Here is an 18,258-nt window from a genome sequence, read left to right as displayed (position 1 = left end):
TCTTTAATCTTTATTTAATTTTACTTGATCCTCTATTTTTTTAACGATGCTGGTGGTGGAGTAGCCTTTTACCAGCGGCACGGTTTCAACCGCCCCTCCTCTGGCTAGAACGACCTCGTGCCCCACTATATTTTCAATGCTGTAGTCGTCGCCCTTCACCAGTATATCAGGCTGCACAGCCTCTATCAGTTTGAGCGGCGTATCATCATCGAAAAGCACTACAGCATCCACAAACAATAAAGATGCCATAACCCGCGCCCGTGACATTTCGTCCTGCAGCGGGCGGCCTGGCCCTTTTATACGGCAAATAGAAGCATCTGTATTAAGGCCGAGCACCATTTTATCGCCAAGTTGTCTGGCTTTCTCCAGGTAATCTACGTGGCCAAGGTGTAGGATATCGAAGCAGCCATTGGTGAAAACTATTTTCTGGCCCTGGTCGCGCCAGGTTTGCAGCAGGTGCTGCAACTGTGGGAGAAGCACTATTTTATCGCTCGACTTCATGAATTGGTGTGTTCGTTTCGTTTTTTTGTGCTGCCGGCCTTACGCGCTGCAGCATCGTGACAATAAAACTAAGCACTCCCATCAGAACAACCAAAAGTGTTTGGGAGGTATGGGCCAGCAGGGCATAGGCCATGCCTGCCTCCTTGGGCACGCCATATAAAAGAAGCGTTGTCTGCACGGCCAGGTGGTATACCCCGATGCCTCCCTGCACGGGCGCAGCCATTCCTAAGGTGCCTGCCACCAGCACCGAAAGCCCCGCGGTGGCCGACAACCCGGAAGTGGCCGGCAAGGCATAGAAAACAATAAGCGTGGTGCCATAGAACATGAGCCAGATAAAGAGGGTGTGGCCCCAGAAAACGGGCTGGTTCTTTATCCTGGTTATGCTGAAGATGCCCTGCAGCATACCTTTCACAAAAACCACTGCCTTCTGAAAATAGAAGTTGTTCCGCAGCCTGCTCAGGAATAAAACCCCCACTACCATGGACCCTAAACCTAGCACCAGCAAAAGCAGGAGCAGGTACCAGGAATCCAGACTTCGCTCCAGGCTTTGATACTGGTCTGTAAAGAGGCCTATAAAATAATGAACTACTTTGTCGAGCTCGAACAGAAACGTGAGCCCCACACATACCAGCAACATGAGCATATCGATAAAACGCTCCGCGATCACCGTCCCCAGGGCTTTGTTTACAGGAAGGTTATCTGTCCGCTTCAGAATACTGCATCTGATGACCTCTCCCATTCTGGGCAGCACCAGGTTTGCCAGGTACCCCACCATCATGGCGTGGTAGGTGTTGGCGAAAGACGGGGAAACGCCTGTAGGCACGATCTGGAGCTTCCAGCGGTGCGCGCGGCTCATATAGGCGGCCGCCCCCATCGCCATCGACAGCACGATCCAGATATAGTTTGCCTGCTGCAGCTCCACCCACATCCGTTCAAAGTCCAGCTCCCGCAAGGCATACCACATCAGAAAGACAGATATACACAGAAAAGAACTGTACTTTAAGATGGACAACAGCCTGTTCATGCAGTGGGCTTATACGATTCGGTTGTGCTGGTCAGGAAACACCAGGGTAGGCTTATGACTTTTGGCGTCAGAAAAGTTTATGGAACAATACGATATAATGATAACCACATCACCTACCTGTACTTTGCGGGCAGCAGGCCCGTTTAAACAGATAGTGCCAGTGCCTCTCTCTCCTTTTATAACATAAGTTTCGAAGCGCTCGCCGTTGTTGATATTAACGATTTGCACTTTTTCATTTTCCACGATATTGGCGGCATCCATCAGGTCTTCATCTACTGTGATGCTGCCCACGTAGTGCAGCTCGGCCTGTGTAACCCTACAACGGTGGATTTTAGACTTTAAAACCTCAATTTGCATGGCTTTATCTTTAATAAAATCCAAAGGTAGGGATTATGCCGGAAAATTACTATCAGACAGCAGCTCCGTCTGCAAGACAATATTCACGGCTTCTCCTGAACCGGGGTAGCCCCGAGGCATCCGTAAAAACACCTCCGGAGGGCTGTTTTCATTCAAATAATTGCCGGTGGCTGGTTTTCAGCTGTTAATGGCTTAATGGCTGGTTTTTTGATTTGAAGATTTGAAAATTTAGGAATGGAATCTCCAGATTCTTAAAGACAACTCTTACCTCTTAGAAGATCTCTGCATCCTGCGTCTTTTTTGCCTCTGGAGGGGCATTTTCATTAGCATAATTTTTTCAGGCCAGTTGCTGGGGCTTCACTATCATGTTGTCGATCAGCCGTACCGGGCCCACGTGGGCCGCAATGCAGAGGGCCACTTCGGCGGCGGCAGGGTCAGGCACAGGCTGGAGCGTTGCCGGGTCTGCTATCTCGAAGTACTCGAGCTGCAACTCAGGCACCCCCGCCAGGTAAGTCTGCACGTCGGTTTTTATGGCAGCCACAGATTTTACCCCGATCTGCTTCTGCGCCAGTAGCAGGGCCTGGTGCAGTTGTGCGGCATGCTCCCGCTGCTGCACATCCAGGCGCTTGTTGCGCGACGACATGGCCAGGCCGCTCTCCTCGCGGATGGTCGGGTAGCAGACCACCTCCAGGTCAAAACTCAGCGCCTTTACCAGCTGCCGCACCACCGCCACCTGCTGCAGGTCCTTCTGCCCGAAATAAGCCTTGTGCGGCTGCACCAGATGAAAAAGCTTGCTCACCACCATGGCCACGCCGTTAAAGTGCCCCGGCCGGTGCGCGCCCTCCATTACCTCCTCCAGCACGCCGAAACTAAAGTGCAGCAGCGTTTGTTCTGGATACATGTCGGTGGCGGTGGGCGCAAACAAATAGTGGCACCCCACTGCTTCCAGCGCGGCTATATCCTGCTCCAGCGAGCGCGGGTATAGCTTATAGTCATCGGGGTTGTTGAACTGGGCGGGATTAACAAAAACGCTGCAGATGGTAATGTCGTTTTGCAGGGCTGCGGCACGGATCAGTTGCAGGTGCCCTTCGTGCAGGGCCCCCATGGTAGGCACGAAGCCTATGCTTTTACCGCTGCAGCGCAAGGCCTGCACAATGGAGCGAATAGCGCTACCCTGCTTTATAACTTGCATATAAAATAGTATTTTATTTTAAAAACGGAAATAACTTCAAAAGTAAGTTGCAACAGATAAAATTGAATATTAGAATAAAATTTGCTAATTTTGCACGTCCCATTTCTCTTGCATAATAATTTTTAACCATATACTCATGTCTAAATTGCGAATATTATACGCCGCCACAGAAATCCTTCCTTTCTTGCAAACCACCAAAGTAGCAGAGTTTTTAGAGACTTTGCCACAGGGTATGCAGGAGCGGGGAATGGAAATCCGCATTTTTGTTCCAAGGTTCGGCATTATTAATGAGCGCAAAAACCGGTTGCATGAAGTCGTACGTCTTTCCGGCATCAATATCGCTGTCGGCGATGACGAAAAACCACTTGTAATTAAAGTCGCTTCCATTCCGAATGCCAAATTACAGGTTTATTTTATTGACAACGAAGACTATTTTCACAGAAAATCCGTTTTTGTTGACAAGAATAACAAATTCCATCAGGATAACGACGAGCGGGCCATTTTCTTCTGCAAAGGCGTGCTGGAGACGGTGAAGAAACTGGGCTGGCAGCCCGACATTGTGCATTGCAACGACTGGATGACGGGGCTGATCCCGATGTACCTGAAAACGACGTACAAGAAAGACCCTATCTTTAAAGATGCCAAGTCTATCTTTACAGTTTATAACCACGAGTACAAGCACAAGTTCAGCGCTAACCTGATGGATAAAGTGAAAATGCTGGATATCGATGAGAGCATGCTCACCAACCTGCAGTCCGGCGACCTGGACAGCTTTATCAAGGTGGGGATGGAGTACGCAGACTCTGTTATCAAGACAAACGAGAATTTCAGCGAGAATATAGATGCCTTGTTCACTGAGTTTATGCTTACCAAGGACATCAACACCATCAGCGCCGACGACAACTTATTAGACTCTTACTTCAACTTGTATAATGAACTTAGCCGTTAATAGGTACCTTCTTTTCATTTTATCCTTAGTTGCTTTTACTGCCTGCGAAGACCCTTCTGAAATTGGGCTTGAACTGCAGGACAACAACCGGATCGGAACTGATTTCACAGATACTATCACCATACATTCCGGCACAGTTCTTTTAGAAGACTCTATTTCTACCTTCAGGCTAGCACCTTTTCTGGCTGGTTACTATGCCGATCCGGTACTGGGCACCACCAGGGCTACCACTTATACTGAGGTAGGCCTGGGCGGCACGGATCTTACATTTGGCTCCAACCCGCAGCCGGTATCGATGGTACTGACACTGGACTACACCTTAATATATGGCAACCCGAACAGCGACCTGACCCTGAACGTGCACAGGCTAACGGATGGCTTTAGCAGCAGAGGCTCCTATTATACCAATACTACATTGGCGTACGAAGCCGCTCCTGTTGGCACCGGAACTTTCCGGCCCCGGATTTTCAATCTGGAGAACAGAGACTCGGCAGAAGTGGTGCGGATCGAGATGTCGCTGGATTTTGCCCGGGAGATCTTATCCAAATCCGGCACCAGTGCGCTTTCTACACGAGAAAATTTTATCAACGAGTTTCTGAAAGGCTTTGCGATTGTCTCTCCCAACACCGAGGGGGCCAGCATTATTGCCCTGAACCTGAGCTCATCCCGCACCAGCCTGGCCTTACGCTACAAAGTAGATGCTGACACAACGGTCAAAGAGCACCTGTTCCCCCTGGCCGGCGCCGACAACAGAAACTTTTACAACGTGACGGCAGACCGCTCCGGTACCACCATTGCTTCTCTTGCAAAAGAGGGTTACGTGCCATCTCACGAGACAGATGGGGTAAGCTTTGTGCAGGCAAACACGCAGTTGCTCACCAAACTCACGTTCCCTTACCTGGAGGAGTTCAAGGCACAAACCAGCAATGTTGTTATAAACCGGGCAGAACTTATCCTGCCGGTTCAGAATGCCTCAGCGGCTACATTCCCATTGCACCCTGGTTTTGTGCTGTATGAGACAAACCATACTAACCGTATTCTCAGGAACACAAGCGGGGTAGCCTTAACAGTTCAGGACTCCTATTATATAAACACGACCAGTGCCCCTTCCTTTGCAAGTTATATAACTACCAAAAACCACTATACCCTGAACATAACGCCCTATATACAGGCGCTTCTGCTGGATAAAAAACCGAATAACGGCTTATTACTGGCCACAGGAAGAACCAGCGCACCGGACCCTCAAACCGGTGCACGCCAGATAGTATCTGACTCCCGCCCTTTCAGAACTATGATCAGCAACACTGACGCAGCTCCTATTAAGCTGTTGGTCTATTATTCAAAACTTAATCAATAATTTGTTTGAACACCGGATTTACGCTTGTAAATTTGGGCTGCTTTTATTTAAATTTATAAGAATTCATGTGTGGAATTGTAGCATATGTAGGGCATAGAGAAGCTTGTCCTATCATTATTAAAGGCCTGAAGCGCCTGGAGTACCGCGGTTACGACAGTGCAGGCATCGCCTTAATGAACGGAACCCTGAGCGTGTATAAAAAGAAGGGGAAAGTAAGTGAGCTGGAGGCATTCCTTCAGGACAAAGACGTTCACAGCAATATCGGGATGGGCCACACACGCTGGGCAACCCACGGTGAGCCGAATGATGTAAATGCGCACCCACACTTTTCAACCTCCAAGAAGATTGCCATCATCCATAATGGCATCATCGAGAACTACGCAGCGCTCAAGACGCTGTTAATCAGCAAAGGGCACACATTCAAAAGTGAGACTGACTCAGAGGTTTTTATAAACCTGATCGAGGATATCAGAGAGAACAACCATTGTACGCTGGCCGAGGCCGTAAGGCTGGCACTGCACGAAGTGGTGGGCGCTTATGCCATTGTGGTCCTTTCTAAAGATGACCCGCACCAGTTAGTGGCCGCCAGAAAAGGGAGCCCCCTGGTACTTGGTATTGGAAAAGGCGAATACTTCCTGGCCTCCGATGCCACACCAATCATAGAATACACCAATGACGTGGTTTACCTGAAGGACTATGAGCTGGCGGTGATCAAAAACGGCGAACTTGACATACGCTCCAGAGAAGACGTAAAGCAAACGCCTTATGTACAACGCCTGGAAATGGCACTGGAGTCTATTGAGAAAGGCGGCTACGAGCACTTTATGCTGAAAGAGATTTTTGAGCAGCCCCGCTCTATCTTAGACAGCATGCGTGGCCGTATGATTTCAGCCAGCAACCACCTGATGATGAGCGGCATACGCGAATTTGAGAACAAGTTCGTGAATGCCGAGCGGATTCTGATAGTAGCCTGCGGCACTTCCTGGCACGCCGGCCTGGTGGCAGAGTACCTGATAGAGGACTTTGCCCGTATTCCGGTGGAGGTAGAATATGCCTCAGAATTCCGGTACCGGAACCCCATCATTCGTGAGACCGACATTGTAATTGCCATTTCCCAATCAGGTGAAACAGCAGATACGCTGGCGGCCATAGAACTTGCTAAATCAAAAGGAGCTACTATTTTCGGCATATGCAATGTAGTTGGTTCTTCTATTGCCCGCACCACCGATGCAGGTGCTTACACACATGCCGGCCCCGAGATTGGAGTAGCCAGCACAAAAGCCTTTACTGCGCAGGTAACGGTGCTCACGCTGATTGCCATGATCATAGGGTCTAAGCGAGGCACCCTGGAAACATCCAAGCTTCATGGGCTGATGGCCGAGCTGGAAAATATCCCGGCAAAAGTAGAAAGAGCCCTGAAACTTGACCAGCAGATACAGGAGATAGCGGAGAAGTTTAAGAACGCGACCAATTTTATTTACCTGGGCCGTGGCTATAACTACCCTGTAGCCCTGGAAGGCGCCTTAAAGCTTAAAGAGATCTCTTACATCCATGCCGAGGGATATCCGGCCGCCGAGATGAAGCACGGCCCGATTGCCCTGATAGATGAGCAGATGCCCGTAGTGGTAATTGCCACCAAAGATGGCTCTTATGAAAAAATCGTATCGAATATACAAGAGGTGCGGGCACGTAAGGGTAAGGTTATCGCTATCGTGACAGAAGGCGACACCACCATTCCTGCCATGTCTGACTTCGTAATAGAGATACCGGAAACCAGCGAGCACCTGGCGCCACTACTCTCTGTAATTCCGCTTCAGCTTTTATCCTACCATATTGCCGTATTGAGAGGCTGCAACGTAGACCAGCCACGCAACCTGGCTAAGTCTGTAACAGTTGAGTAAAGCTTAAAATTATTTATGTGAAAAACGGATACCTGAAAAGTATCCGTTTTTTTTATGCCTGCCTCTGATGAAATTCAAGGCAGAAGTTGAAACGATAAGACAGGAAACCTGCTTTTCTCTATACCAGCATCCGCTGAAATTATTCGAGTGTATAGCAGATGTAGGAGTAGAATATTCTGATACCTGTTGGCTTCAACTGTCTTTGCTGCTGCTTGATCCGGTGCCCTCAGGCCGCATTGTTTCATTAGCAGTAGTCTTGCGGCTGGGGAAGACGCCTCAAGCCAGCGACTGGGACTTACTCGATAGCTAGTTCTAATACCGGGCAATTGCTAATGAATGAAACCAATAGTGGCCCTAAACATGCCCTTTATATGTTATGCTATCAAATTATTCTAATCAAAAGTGCCCTCCGGAACTGCCGCCGCTAGGACGGGTAGCACAACGGCACCTCCCTGCCACACTGCCTTGTTGCTTCGGCTAACTCGAAATCAGAAATACATTCTAATGCCCTGTTATACCACCAGCAATTGGTTTATTTGCTATAAGTTTTCGTGCGCTGTCCCCCGACCAGCGCACTTCGGGTAAATCAGCAATTGGTCTGTTTCATATAAAGAGGGGTTGTCAGGGGGCAGCCCCGGGGATAGAGGCTAACAAATGAAGCAATAGCAGATTAATACATCGGCATCTAAAACCCTGGCCGGAGGCATACCAAGCACATGTAAATACAACCAGTCGCATTAGAGACGGAGCCGGACAACAGCCGAAGAACTCGCTGGAGGGCAATTTTGATTAGAATAATCCGGAAAGCCACGAGTCTTCTATCAGCCCCGGCCTCCATTGCCTGCTTCAACTAAGTGCAATCAGGATTAACGGTCGGCCCCTTTAGCAGCAGGAATACGCTCTGGAGGGGCATGCTGATCTGAATAATTGTCCCGAAGCCAGACAAGCTACCCACTATCGGACATCAGGCCGTTTTTGCCTGATGCAGCACCATCGTTTTAAGTAAAGGGCATATCTTATACCGCTCATCTTTTGTGTCTGCATACAGGGCCTGCAATATTTGGTACACATTTGCCAGCCCAATCTGGTCTGCCCACTCAAAGGGCCCTTTGGGGTAGTTGGTGCCCAGCCTCATGGCGAGGTCAATGGCATCTATAGTGGCAATGCTTTCCTGCAGTGTGTAATAAGCCTCGTTTATGATCATGCAGAGCACGCGCGGTGTAGCCATTCCTACCCTATCAGTAGTGAGCAGAAATGGTGTTTTCAACCTTTCACAGGTTCTCTTAAGCACATCAGCATCAGCTGGCCGGAAGAGCATCACCTCGAGCGAGGGCCTGTTGAACAGCGAGGGCAGCCCATTGAACCCGATGACCGTATTTCGTAGGGCCTGATTCTGAAGCAACTCTGCCAGCTGCACTGTAACGGCATGGCAGAAAACGACCAGGCCCGGATGTGCCGCATAAACTGCCAGCTGCTCTCTGTCATCAGCCAGCAGGAAATCAAACACCACCTCAGCCCGCTCCAGAAGAGGTGCCAGCCTTTCGTAACTCTCAACAAAAATTGGCTCGTGCCCGGCTATCGGATCCGGAAACTTTGCTTTGAATTCTACTGCCATTTCAGGAGTAGACAGAACCAGTACCTGCATAAAGATCAGAATAGAGTTTAAATATGGTGTGCACTTTGAGTCGGGTTAAGGCAGGAGCATTAAGGCAAAGAGAGCAGCGTCCCTGGCGCCTTGCCAAATTAAAAATCAGAAAGATGGAACACAAAGATGGAACACTTTTAATGCTGCTAAAAGGCATATCTGCCATAACTCCTAATTTTCAATTTTGATAAGCACAAGTATCCTGCCTGCAAGCAGCAACTACTAAAACAGGAGGCTTGCGTTGCACCAGCAATTATCTACAAACACTGAGTCTCAGCACCAGATCAGCCAAAAACCCGCAGCTTGGCTGTCCATTTTTGGGAAGCAGCGAGCCACATTGGCACTCATAAAACATATTATTGAATTATCAAAACATCCTCGCAATAATATTTTACCATGCCATACTCGAAATAAGTTAAACATTTATATGAATTAACCAATTATCGATTAAAAAAATGATTTGTGGCACTATTATGCTAACCACCTACAGCGGTTGCTTATGCTGCTACAGGCACAGCTTCCGGTTTAAATGTCGTAAACCCTAAAACCGTTTTCATCATGAAGAAATTATGTTATGTTTTTGCCATGCTTTTATGCTTTAGCACAGCATCTTTGGCGCAGGAGACCGCTAAAAAGCTATCTGCCGAATCTGCAAAACAATGCACAGAATTGACTAAACTGATGGCGAAAAACCTCTACCTGTATGACGCTGAGTATCTAAAGCTAAAGGATTTGAATGAAAAAACCATGCTGAAGGTGCAGGAAATTTATGCGCAGTACCTGGATGCGCCACTCCGGCAGGAAGCCAAACTAAAAGAAGCCACCACCGAGTTTGAAAACGAGATCAGGCAGATGCTGGATGAGCAGCAAAAGGTTGCGCTGGCCAGTTACCAAATTGATGCCTCGTTATGGCTGAACACGCCTGCAGCTATAAAAAGCATGATGACTGCTTCAGAGGAAAGATAAGATTACACCAGCTTAACTGTCAGGCCTGTTTTCATGCTGATTTACTGGCTTATGCCCTGAACAAGATCCTCCTACATAAAGCACTGGTGCGCCTGCAGGTGGCTTGGTGGTTATTGCTCATCTGCCCAATGGAATAACAAGGTCCTTAGAACGGCTGCGCCCAGGGGCCATGTGTCAAAACCAGCTGCTCTTAGTAAGCTTGTCTGCAACAGGTACCTCTGGAGGGGCTTTTTGATTGGAATAATTGCCTCAGACGGCCCCTTCTCTATCTTATCCGGAGCAGTTGCCATACGGCTAGGCTGTCAGAATGAATTTCTGTACATTTGGATGAACGTGATTTTAAAACCTCCTATTCAACTATCATGGCACACCAAATTATTAACTCCTCTAAGGCTCCTGCTCCCATTGGTCCTTACAGCCAGGCAACATTGGCAAACGGAACCCTGTATATTTCCGGACAAATTGCGCTTGACCCTGAAAGTGGTCAGCTCATAAACGACACGATTGAGGCCGAGACCCACCAGGTAATGAAAAACCTCAGCGCTATTTTGCAGGAGGCCGGATTTGGTTTTGAGCATGTGCTAAAATGCTCCATTTTCGTGAAGGACTTAAACAACTTTGGTCGCATAAATGAGACCTATGGCAGCTATTTCAGAAGTAACCCGCCTGCCAGGGAGACTGTAGAAGTGAGCAGACTCCCTAAAGATGTGAATGTTGAGATTTCCTGTATAGCCGCCAAGTAGGCTATGCCAACTTTCGCTCTTTCACTAATAAAGCTGGAGGCAGCCATGGCTGCCTCCAGCTTTTACTGTTACGAACATCCGCAGCTGCTTCACAAACCGGCAGTTCAGCTGTAACGTTCGCCAAATTAGAAATGGTGGCAGTGAGGCTTTCTGGCAGCCTTACAAACAGTATACCTTTCAGTCAAACTGGAGGAGCACCAGGGCACTGTTGCCGTCAAACCCGGCTTATTTAAAAGAGAATACCCGCTATAACTGTTGCTGCAAATTAGCCTGAACTCACTTCCATGGCCGGGCCATAGAGCAGCACGCTATGAGGTTGGGATACCTATTCTGAACCAGGAAGCTATCTGAAGACGCGGGGATGTGCTGTACTAAATCCCCGCCTGTAAGTTACTCACCAGCACAATTAACAGGTCGATTTCCTAGTTAAAAGAGAATTTGTGGCAAGCCAGAAAAATATACTCCTGATTACGCCTAGAATATTCCAAAAAAAACCTATCTTTATCATATCTATAAATATGGTATCGAAAGAGTGCCCCCGTTATTAATTTTTGTGTTATGCCAGTAATTAACGTTAAATGGGATTGGGAGATTAACAGCAAAACTAGTTTCTGGAGTCATGGCATAAGGGAGCTCTGGTCCTACCGGTATCTATTGGCAGGATTGGTCAGGCGCAATTTCCTCGTGAATTACCAGCAAACAATCCTGGGGCCCTTATGGATACTGATCCAACCACTTATTACGCTGGCCACCTATTTTTTCGTTTTCAATAAACTGGCAGGTATTTCAACGGGCTCGCTGCCCCCTGTTTTATTTTATTCCGCTGGCATTATTCTCTGGAACTTCTTTAATGACAGTTTTTCAGGCACATCCGGCACCTTTAAAGACAATGCCAATATTTTCAGCAAAGTTTATTTTCCGCGGATAATAATGCCCGCCTCTGTTATCTGCACACAGTTCTTACGATTTCTGATACAGCTGTTAATGCTCCTGGCCCTAATAGCCTTCTACTATATTTTTTTGGATTTGCCCTTGTCGCTGAGTATCTGGTCATTGGCTTTTCCGGTAGCTATAATAGGGGTTGGCGCTTTTAGCTTAGGCCTTGGCCTGCTTTTCTCTGTATTCACCGCCAAGTACCGCGACCTGGTTAATATTGTTGCCTTAGGCATACGCATGTTCATGTTTGTAACACCCGTTATATATCCTTTGGGTTTTGTTTCGGAGAAGGTGCGCTGGATCGTTCAGCTAAATCCATTGTCCTCCTTATTTGAACTGTTCCGGTTGTCCTTGTTGGGAGAAGGCTTCGTTACAGTTCCGCAACTACTCTACAGCTTCGCCATGATATCACTGACTTTAGCAGGAGCTATCCTATTTTTCAACAAACAGGGCGATAAGCTCATAGATATAGTTTAATTAAAAGTTACGCTACCTGACCAGGTCTCTGAGAGCCATGGTCTGCTTATTTTTTACAGACTAAAGTCTCTTTCCAAATTTTAGCATCATTATGTGGCAGCCTTGCAAGTGGCTTGTACACCGTTTTTTAACATCTGGACATTTACTTTTGCGGCGTTTAAATTTTATATTTTTAATCGAACACCCCATAACTATATAAAGATTTATTATATTGTTTATAATTTTACTGCTTTCAACTCATAGCTTTATATATAGCTTTATCAAATAACCGTTTTTTAGAGTAAAACACCCGGGGCCTTTCTTAAACAGTTACTTGTAGACCAGCGTGCTTTTTAATTTGCGAACTGTACATGAAATTCTATTTGTCCGTGCGCACTTACGTGAACGCGTGTACACGATATTAACGGCTCACATAAAAAGACAATCTGCTGCTAACCTGGCAGGCAGAGCACACTCGGGAGAAGGGGCAATAAACTGCAGATACCCCTATGGTGACAATTTTGGCAGAAAAGGCACAAGAAAAGTTCCTGCCTGCACAAGGCGTTATTATAATAACTGGCTACTAATTACAGGAGAACACAGGGGCACCTCTAATTTATTGAATACATAGCTTATGAAACTTGGTATAACAGTAGTTATTTGTACCTACAACGGAGCAGCGCTCCTGCCTGAAACAATACACCATATTGCGCGCCAACGTGTACGTCCTGAGATTTCATGGGAATTCATTATCATAGACAATGCCTCCACAGACAATACCTCCGAAGTTGCAGCCTCTGAATGGGAGAAAACCCAAAGCCAAGTTTCCTTCTCTCTACTGTATCAGCCCAAACAAGGCCTGACGTATGCCCGGGAGCTTGCCCTCGAAAAATCTCAATTTGAGTTCATCATCTTCTGCGACGATGATAATTGGCTGGCACCGGATTATATCAACAGGGCCTATGACCTGATGCTGCAACACCCTTTAATTGGTGTGCTGGGCGGTTACGGCGAACTGGTGTTTGAGACTGCCCCTCCCCCTTGGGCCGCTAAATTTAATTTATTTGCCAGCGGCCCTCAGGCACCAGCGTCCGGAAAAGTTTCCCGCAATGTGGTGTATGGAGCTGGTTGTGTTATACGCAAGTCTGCTTACAACATCCTCATCAGATCCGGATTCAGATCTATGCTGACAGACCGCTTCGCCAAAACCTTGTGTGCAGGCGGCGACTATGAGCTTTGCTATGCCATAGCCCTGGCAGGATACGACATCTGGTATGACCACAGCCTCAGGTTTAAGCACTTTATGCCCAAAGAGCGCGTATGCTGGGATTACCATATCCGCTTTTTCAGAGACGGGGCGCAAAGCTTCGAGGTATTAATTCCATACCGGATAAGGGTTAATAACGGCAGTGAAAGCCTGTTATCCTTTAACCTTAAATTTTTGGCAATATTTTTTTCCTATATCAGGAAATTACCACCCCTGCTCCTAGAACAGATAAGAGTACCAGCAGCATCTGAGGAAGCCAAGGTCAATAAGTTGAAGCTGATCTCATTAAAATCAAAGATCATGACCCTAACAAGATATGCTGCCATGAAAGAGAATTTCTTTAAACTCCTGAAATTTGAGCAGGCGGAACTTAACCTGTTTAGAATAGAGAGGAATAAATGGGACTCTGCCCCAATAAGAGCACACAATATAAACAAAGCAGATCAAGCTGAGCATTTTTAGATTAAACCTATGGCACATAAAACTGCAGCAGCAGCAGCAGAAAATTTCTCTGGAGGGCCTTTTTTATTGAAATAATTTAGAATCAGGCTATCTAACCCTCTCAGGCCGCCCCCGCACTTTTCACTTGACCGCACTTGGTGCAGCAGCAGAAACCTCATGAGGGCCATTTTGATTGGAATAATTACTTTGATGTTCGCCATGGCCCGTTTGGCTAACAGCCATTTTTAAGTGCTCCCTGCTTACATACTAAATTGATCGGACTATGTATGCCTGAAAGCGAATTAACCGGTTGCTGCCGTTCCACAGCTTTCATTTCGCAGAACCTTATAGCGCACCATCCTATACAGGTGGTTTACTGGTATCTAACCCCGGTCACATCCTCTGTCTGCAGCTAATTTGGCACTTTGTATAATGCACGGCCTAAGGCTTTCAGGAATGTTTCCCCGGCCATAGCGCGCTGAATCCACGAGTAAAAACACCTGCAGGTGGCAGGTTTCTGTCGCAAGCCTTTGCCGAAGAAGACCTTAGCAGCTGATCTACTTTATCTTGAGTGTATTAAAGGTTCGCACATCAAGTTTGCGCTCACAAAAAGTACAAGCCTCAGCGGCCCAAGCTACGTTTTATGATTTTACAATATTTCTTCTCAAATATAACATACACACAGAAACTTTTTCCAACATTTTCGTTTAATAAGATACTTAGATATAATTCTTCTATATCAATAATACTCTATCTACTCCTCTGCTCTACTGGCATGTGGAAATGTCTTGCAAGTTGAGTTTATACATTGATTGCTCGATCTTAAAAATTGCTCTTACTACTACCTCACCACTATGAAAAGAATAATAAACCTGATAGCCCTACTATGGAATACCCTTAACTTGGCAATTCATAGTCAGTTTTCGCATTTACTTTTCCTTAGTCTTCTATATCCTCCCTACAATATTTTTATAAACTTTGCTTAGTCAGAACACCAAATTTTCTTGTAATCCTGATTAGAGAATACCAGGAAAGCATATGTTCCGATAGTAGGTTTATAGTGCACGTTTATAATAATCCTGAACAAAAAAATGATAACCGTCAACGCAAATCGCTTATAACCTAGCTTTAATGACTAGTGCGCATACTGGCTTAACCAGTGTACAATTAACATTTATTTAATTATTTCCATAATTATTTTTGTTAAATTCATATCATTTTGCTATATTCATATTTAATATCTTTTTTTTCTGATTTATATTATGAAAAATGTTTACTCGATTACGATGGCCTATGGGCTACTAGGTTTTCTGATTTTTTCATCCTGTACCAGTTCAAAAAATGCTATATATTTTAACAATATCCGGGATTCGGAATATTCAGACAATACAGAAATTTTGGAGCCTGTTATTCAACCAAACGATCTGTTAAACATATCCGTTAATAGTCTGAACCCAGCCGCATCGGAGATATTCAATGTATCAAGCACTTCAGTTATCCGGAATGCCAGTGCCACAAGCTCCATGTCGCAGGTTGCAGGCTATCTGGTTGATCCTGAGGGCTATATCCAATTTCCTTTTCTGGGAAATATTAAAGCGGCAGGCCTTACAAAAAAAGCTTTTCAGAATGTCATAAAGGAGGCTATTGTTGATAGGAAGCTATTGCTAGACCCCATTATAGATGTCCGGTACCTGAACTACAAGGTCTCTGTGCTGGGTGAGGTCGGTCGCCCTTCGGTGCTCACCGTTCCAAACGAAAAATTAACCCTGCTGGAAGCTCTTGGGCTGGCAGGCGACTTAACTATTTACGCAAGCCGGAACAACATTCTGCTAATAAGGGAAGAGGGGGGAATAAAAAAGCTTACAAGGCTCGATCTGACATCTGATGAGCTGTTTACGTCGCCCTACTACTACCTGAAATCCAACGACATCATATATGTTGAGCCTAATAAAACGAAAATTGCAGGTGCCAGCGCTGCCAGGCAGTGGCTTCCTATTGTGCTGAGCAGTTTAACACTAGTGGTAGTAAGTATAGATCGGTTGAGCAGGTAAATTTTAAAGATATGATCAAGGCTACTCCAGATAATCCGCATTCTGAAAACAACTTCTTCTCCGAACTGGTCTATAAGTTTATTCCCTACTGGCCATTATTCAGCATACTTATAACACTGGCTGTAGCAGGGGCATGGACTTACCTGAACTACTATGCGATCCCGGAATACGAAGCATCAGCATCATTATTAATAAAAGATGAGAACAAGGGAGTTAGTGACTCAAAAATGGTAGAGTCGTTTGATGCATTTATTACCAACAAGGTGGTTGAGAATGAAATTAACGTGATCCAGTCGCGCACGTTAATGAAGCAGGTTGTAAACCAACTGGCACTTTATGCGTCAATTTATGAAGATGGCAAATTTAAGCCCACCAGCGCTTATATGTCCTCTCCGATAAAGATAAAGCATCAAAACCCGGAAATCATCCAGGACACACCACCTGTATACTTTTCCTATAATAGTGAGACTAAGCGGGTCCTGATTGATAACCAACAGTACCCGCTTGATGAGTGGGTAGAAACCCCTTATGGAGTCCTGGAATTTTCAGCAAATAAAAACTTAGCAATTCCGGTTGAGAACCCGCTTTATTTTCTGCTGAAAAACCCCAGAGATGTCACAGATCAACTGGTTGGCAGGATCAACATATTAACATCAGGAAAGCTCTCTACCGTTGTTGATTTAAGGCTGAGGGATGAAGTGCCACAGAGAAGTGAAGATATATTAAACCACCTGATACTTTCTTATAATGAGATGGGAATTCAGGACAGGAATGAGCTGGCATCTAACACCCTCGACTTTGTGGAAAGCAGGATAAAGGATGTAGAGAAGGAATTAGAAGAGTTGGAGAATGAGGTCGTAAAGTATAAATCTAATAAAGGAGCAGTTGACCTGAGTGAACAGGGAAAATTGTTTTTGAGCACCCGGGGAGAAAATGACCGGAAAATTGCTGAGATCAGCAACCACCTGTCCGTGCTGGATAAGATAGAAAAGTTCGTCCTCTCCAGAAACAATACATCAGGCAACATCCCTTCTACATTAGGTATTAACGACCCTGTTTTATCTCAGCTGTTACAGAAACTGCAGGATCTGGAAATCCAGTACGACAAGCTGAAAAACACGACAGCAGAAAACAACCCCATTCTTATTGCGCTCAGAGAAGAAATAGGAAAAGTAAGGCCCGGCATTTTAGAAAATATACGAACACAGCGTGTTAACCTGAAAACAAGCCTAGGCAACTTAAATTCCTCCAATAAGATATACAACTCAGCTATTCAGTCTATTCCTCAGAAAGAACGTGAGTTGCTGGAAATAAGCCGGCAACAGCTTATCAAGAACAACACTTATAGCTTCCTGCTGCAGAAAAGAGAAGAAACGGTACTGGCCTATGCACCTACTGCAGGAGGAAGCAGAGTTGTAGATATGGCCCAGTCTTCTTCATTGCCCGTAAGCCCAAACCCTTTGTACATATACTTAACGGCTTTTATCCTGGCAAGCACCCTTAGCATAGGTTTTGTGCTAGGAAAAGAGTTTCTCAACAGCAAGGTACTTTTCAGGTCTGAAATTACCGAATGCACAAGCGCCCCTATCGTTGCTGAACTTGCAGAAGTAAAGTTTAAGAAAGGTGAGTTTTTTAAAGCCTCGGCAGAACCTTCTATTGTGGAGCAATTCAGGCAACTCAGAACCACCATGGGGCTGTATGGGCGCAACTTTACCAAAAAGAAAATTCTGGTTACCTCCAGTATACCAGGCGAAGGGAAAAGCTTTGTGAGTGCAAACCTGGCACTGAGCCTGGCTGCTTCCGGGAAGAAGGTTATCCTGCTTGATTTCGATTTAAGGAATCCGAACACCTCGCTGTTATTTGAGGTGTTTAAACAGCAGGGTATAATAGAATTTATAAAGGGATCGGCAGAACTACAGGATATTATACACGACACGGCCTTTAGTAATCTAAAAGTAGTATCCGCAGGAGCTAACATAGGAGATCATACAGAGGACTTACTTAATGGAAAACTGGAGAACCTGTTCTCCTATCTGGAACATGAATTTGATTATGTTATTATAGACACTCCCCCAATTTACCTTGTTTCTGATGCTTATTTACTTACGGAGTACTGCGATGTTTCGCTATTAGTGATTCGGCACGGCTTTACTCCGAAAAGTGTCGTGCAGCGCCTGGCCCAAAACAATGTACTACAATCGCTGCACCAGGCAGCCATTGTCTTTAATGGAATTAAACCCAGAGGCTTTATCTATCGAAAATACGGGTATGGCTATGGTTACGGATTTGAGAACAAGTATGGAGACAAAACTTACAGAATGAGCAACAAGTCCTTAAGTGCAAATTAATAATAGTTTATTACCGATCTCCCACTGTTTCTATTAAAATAATAGATAACATACAATTGATAAGGCCACTCCTCTTACATCCGGCAAAGGTCCGATAAAGCAACTGCTTTCACCTTGAAGGTTG

General features: G+C 45.8%; 15 protein-coding genes. 9 read left to right on the top strand and 6 right to left on the bottom strand.

Annotation, left to right across the window (positions count from 1 at the left end; all coding sequences use genetic code 11):
* Nucleotides 1-3: 3 nt before the first annotated feature.
* The 4 genes from rfaE2 to panC form a co-directional block, all read right to left on the bottom strand.
* Nucleotides 4-501: a D-glycero-beta-D-manno-heptose 1-phosphate adenylyltransferase gene (gene rfaE2, locus FJM74_RS11735; protein WP_187262801.1), complete on the bottom strand. Its 498-nt coding sequence runs from the start codon at nt 499-501 to the stop codon at nt 4-6.
* Nucleotides 485-1,525, bottom strand: coding sequence for a lysylphosphatidylglycerol synthase transmembrane domain-containing protein (locus FJM74_RS11730; RefSeq protein WP_187262800.1), 1,041 nt, complete (start codon nt 1,523-1,525; stop codon nt 485-487). The genes rfaE2 and FJM74_RS11730 overlap by 17 nt, the downstream gene beginning before the upstream one ends.
* Nucleotides 1,526-1,534: 9 nt before the next feature.
* On the bottom strand, nt 1,535-1,882 hold the full coding sequence (gene panD, locus FJM74_RS11725; protein ID WP_187262799.1) for an aspartate 1-decarboxylase: 348 nt from the start codon (nt 1,880-1,882) through the stop codon (nt 1,535-1,537).
* A gap of 337 nt (nt 1,883-2,219) precedes the next feature.
* Nucleotides 2,220-3,074 carry a pantoate--beta-alanine ligase gene (gene panC, locus FJM74_RS11720; protein ID WP_187262798.1) on the bottom strand — a complete coding sequence of 285 codons (855 nt, stop codon included), beginning with the start codon at nt 3,072-3,074 and terminating at the stop codon, nt 2,220-2,222.
* A 136-nt stretch (nt 3,075-3,210) separates the two neighbouring features.
* Between panC and FJM74_RS11715 the strand changes: the two genes are divergently transcribed.
* The 3 genes from FJM74_RS11715 to glmS all read left to right on the top strand — a co-directional run bounded on the left by FJM74_RS11715 (nt 3,211) and on the right by glmS (nt 7,281).
* A complete protein-coding gene (locus tag FJM74_RS11715) occupies nt 3,211-4,023 on the top strand; it encodes a glycogen/starch synthase (protein WP_187262797.1) in 813 nt (270 codons plus the stop codon).
* Entirely contained in the window at nt 4,007-5,380 is a 1,374-nt protein-coding gene (locus FJM74_RS11710; RefSeq protein ID WP_187262796.1) for a DUF4270 family protein, read from the top strand. The genes FJM74_RS11715 and FJM74_RS11710 overlap by 17 nt, the downstream gene beginning before the upstream one ends.
* Before the next feature lie 65 nt (nt 5,381-5,445).
* Nucleotides 5,446-7,281, top strand: coding sequence for a glutamine--fructose-6-phosphate transaminase (isomerizing) (glmS, locus tag FJM74_RS11705; RefSeq protein ID WP_187262795.1), 1,836 nt, complete (start codon nt 5,446-5,448; stop codon nt 7,279-7,281).
* Nucleotides 7,282-8,245: 964 nt separating this feature from the next.
* On the opposite strand, the gene FJM74_RS11700 is transcribed toward glmS, so the two are convergent.
* Complete coding sequence (locus tag FJM74_RS11700; protein ID WP_187262794.1) at nt 8,246-8,926, bottom strand: 3-hydroxyacyl-CoA dehydrogenase family protein; 681 nt, start codon at nt 8,924-8,926, stop codon at nt 8,246-8,248.
* Nucleotides 8,927-9,607: 681 nt separating this feature from the next.
* On the opposite strand from FJM74_RS11700, the gene FJM74_RS11695 reads away from it, so the two are divergent.
* From FJM74_RS11695 to FJM74_RS11680, 4 genes are all read left to right on the top strand, one after another.
* Nucleotides 9,608-9,892: a hypothetical protein gene (locus tag FJM74_RS11695; protein WP_187262793.1), complete on the top strand. Its 285-nt coding sequence runs from the start codon at nt 9,608-9,610 to the stop codon at nt 9,890-9,892.
* A gap of 362 nt (nt 9,893-10,254) precedes the next feature.
* Nucleotides 10,255-10,635, top strand: a complete 381-nt coding sequence (locus tag FJM74_RS11690; RefSeq protein WP_187262792.1) for a RidA family protein — start codon at nt 10,255-10,257, stop codon at nt 10,633-10,635.
* 558 nt (nt 10,636-11,193) lie between these two features.
* Nucleotides 11,194-12,048, top strand: a complete 855-nt coding sequence (locus tag FJM74_RS11685; RefSeq protein ID WP_187262791.1) for an ABC transporter permease — start codon at nt 11,194-11,196, stop codon at nt 12,046-12,048.
* 613 nt (nt 12,049-12,661) lie between these two features.
* Nucleotides 12,662-13,756: a glycosyltransferase gene (locus tag FJM74_RS11680; RefSeq protein WP_187262790.1), complete on the top strand. Its 1,095-nt coding sequence runs from the start codon at nt 12,662-12,664 to the stop codon at nt 13,754-13,756.
* Here the strand turns inward: FJM74_RS11680 and FJM74_RS11675 are convergent.
* The gene (locus tag FJM74_RS11675; RefSeq protein ID WP_187262789.1) at nt 13,753-13,956 is read right to left on the bottom strand and encodes a hypothetical protein; all 204 of its coding nucleotides are present in this window, start codon (nt 13,954-13,956) and stop codon (nt 13,753-13,755) included. The two genes, FJM74_RS11680 and FJM74_RS11675, sit on opposite strands and share 4 nt — an antisense overlap.
* Before the next feature lie 1,041 nt (nt 13,957-14,997).
* Between FJM74_RS11675 and FJM74_RS11670 the strand changes: the two genes are divergently transcribed.
* On the top strand, nt 14,998-15,786 hold the full coding sequence (locus tag FJM74_RS11670; RefSeq protein ID WP_241739093.1) for a polysaccharide biosynthesis/export family protein: 789 nt from the start codon (nt 14,998-15,000) through the stop codon (nt 15,784-15,786).
* Nucleotides 15,787-15,797: 11 nt separating this feature from the next.
* Entirely contained in the window at nt 15,798-18,134 is a 2,337-nt protein-coding gene (locus FJM74_RS11665; RefSeq protein ID WP_187262788.1) for a GumC family protein, read from the top strand.
* Nucleotides 18,135-18,258 lie beyond the last annotated feature (124 nt).

It is taken from the genome of Pontibacter beigongshangensis (genome assembly GCF_014332515.1).
GTDB lineage: Bacteria > Bacteroidota > Bacteroidia > Cytophagales > Hymenobacteraceae > Pontibacter > Pontibacter beigongshangensis.
Note: the sequence above shows the minus strand (reverse complement) of the source record. Positions and strands in the feature narration are given on the sequence as shown.

Bases quoted from the DNA above. Each gene is read 5' to 3' on its own strand.
- rfaE2 (WP_187262801.1), bottom strand. From the start codon at position 501: ATGAAGTCGAGCGATAAAATAGTGCTTCTCCCACAGTTGCAGCACCTG.
- FJM74_RS11730 (WP_187262800.1), bottom strand. From the start codon at position 1,525: ATGAACAGGCTGTTGTCCATCTTAAAGTACAGTTCTTTTCTGTGTATA.
- panD (WP_187262799.1), bottom strand. From the start codon at position 1,882: ATGCAAATTGAGGTTTTAAAGTCTAAAATCCACCGTTGTAGGGTTACA.
- panC (WP_187262798.1), bottom strand. From the start codon at position 3,074: ATGCAAGTTATAAAGCAGGGTAGCGCTATTCGCTCCATTGTGCAGGCC.
- FJM74_RS11715 (WP_187262797.1), top strand. From the start codon at position 3,211: ATGTCTAAATTGCGAATATTATACGCCGCCACAGAAATCCTTCCTTTC.
- FJM74_RS11710 (WP_187262796.1), top strand. From the start codon at position 4,007: ATGAACTTAGCCGTTAATAGGTACCTTCTTTTCATTTTATCCTTAGTT.
- glmS (WP_187262795.1), top strand. From the start codon at position 5,446: ATGTGTGGAATTGTAGCATATGTAGGGCATAGAGAAGCTTGTCCTATC.
- FJM74_RS11700 (WP_187262794.1), bottom strand. From the start codon at position 8,926: ATGCAGGTACTGGTTCTGTCTACTCCTGAAATGGCAGTAGAATTCAAA.
- FJM74_RS11695 (WP_187262793.1), top strand. From the start codon at position 9,608: ATGGCGAAAAACCTCTACCTGTATGACGCTGAGTATCTAAAGCTAAAG.
- FJM74_RS11690 (WP_187262792.1), top strand. From the start codon at position 10,255: ATGGCACACCAAATTATTAACTCCTCTAAGGCTCCTGCTCCCATTGGT.
- FJM74_RS11685 (WP_187262791.1), top strand. From the start codon at position 11,194: ATGCCAGTAATTAACGTTAAATGGGATTGGGAGATTAACAGCAAAACT.
- FJM74_RS11680 (WP_187262790.1), top strand. From the start codon at position 12,662: ATGAAACTTGGTATAACAGTAGTTATTTGTACCTACAACGGAGCAGCG.
- FJM74_RS11675 (WP_187262789.1), bottom strand. From the start codon at position 13,956: ATGGCGAACATCAAAGTAATTATTCCAATCAAAATGGCCCTCATGAGG.
- FJM74_RS11670 (WP_241739093.1), top strand. From the start codon at position 14,998: ATGAAAAATGTTTACTCGATTACGATGGCCTATGGGCTACTAGGTTTT.
- FJM74_RS11665 (WP_187262788.1), top strand. From the start codon at position 15,798: ATGATCAAGGCTACTCCAGATAATCCGCATTCTGAAAACAACTTCTTC.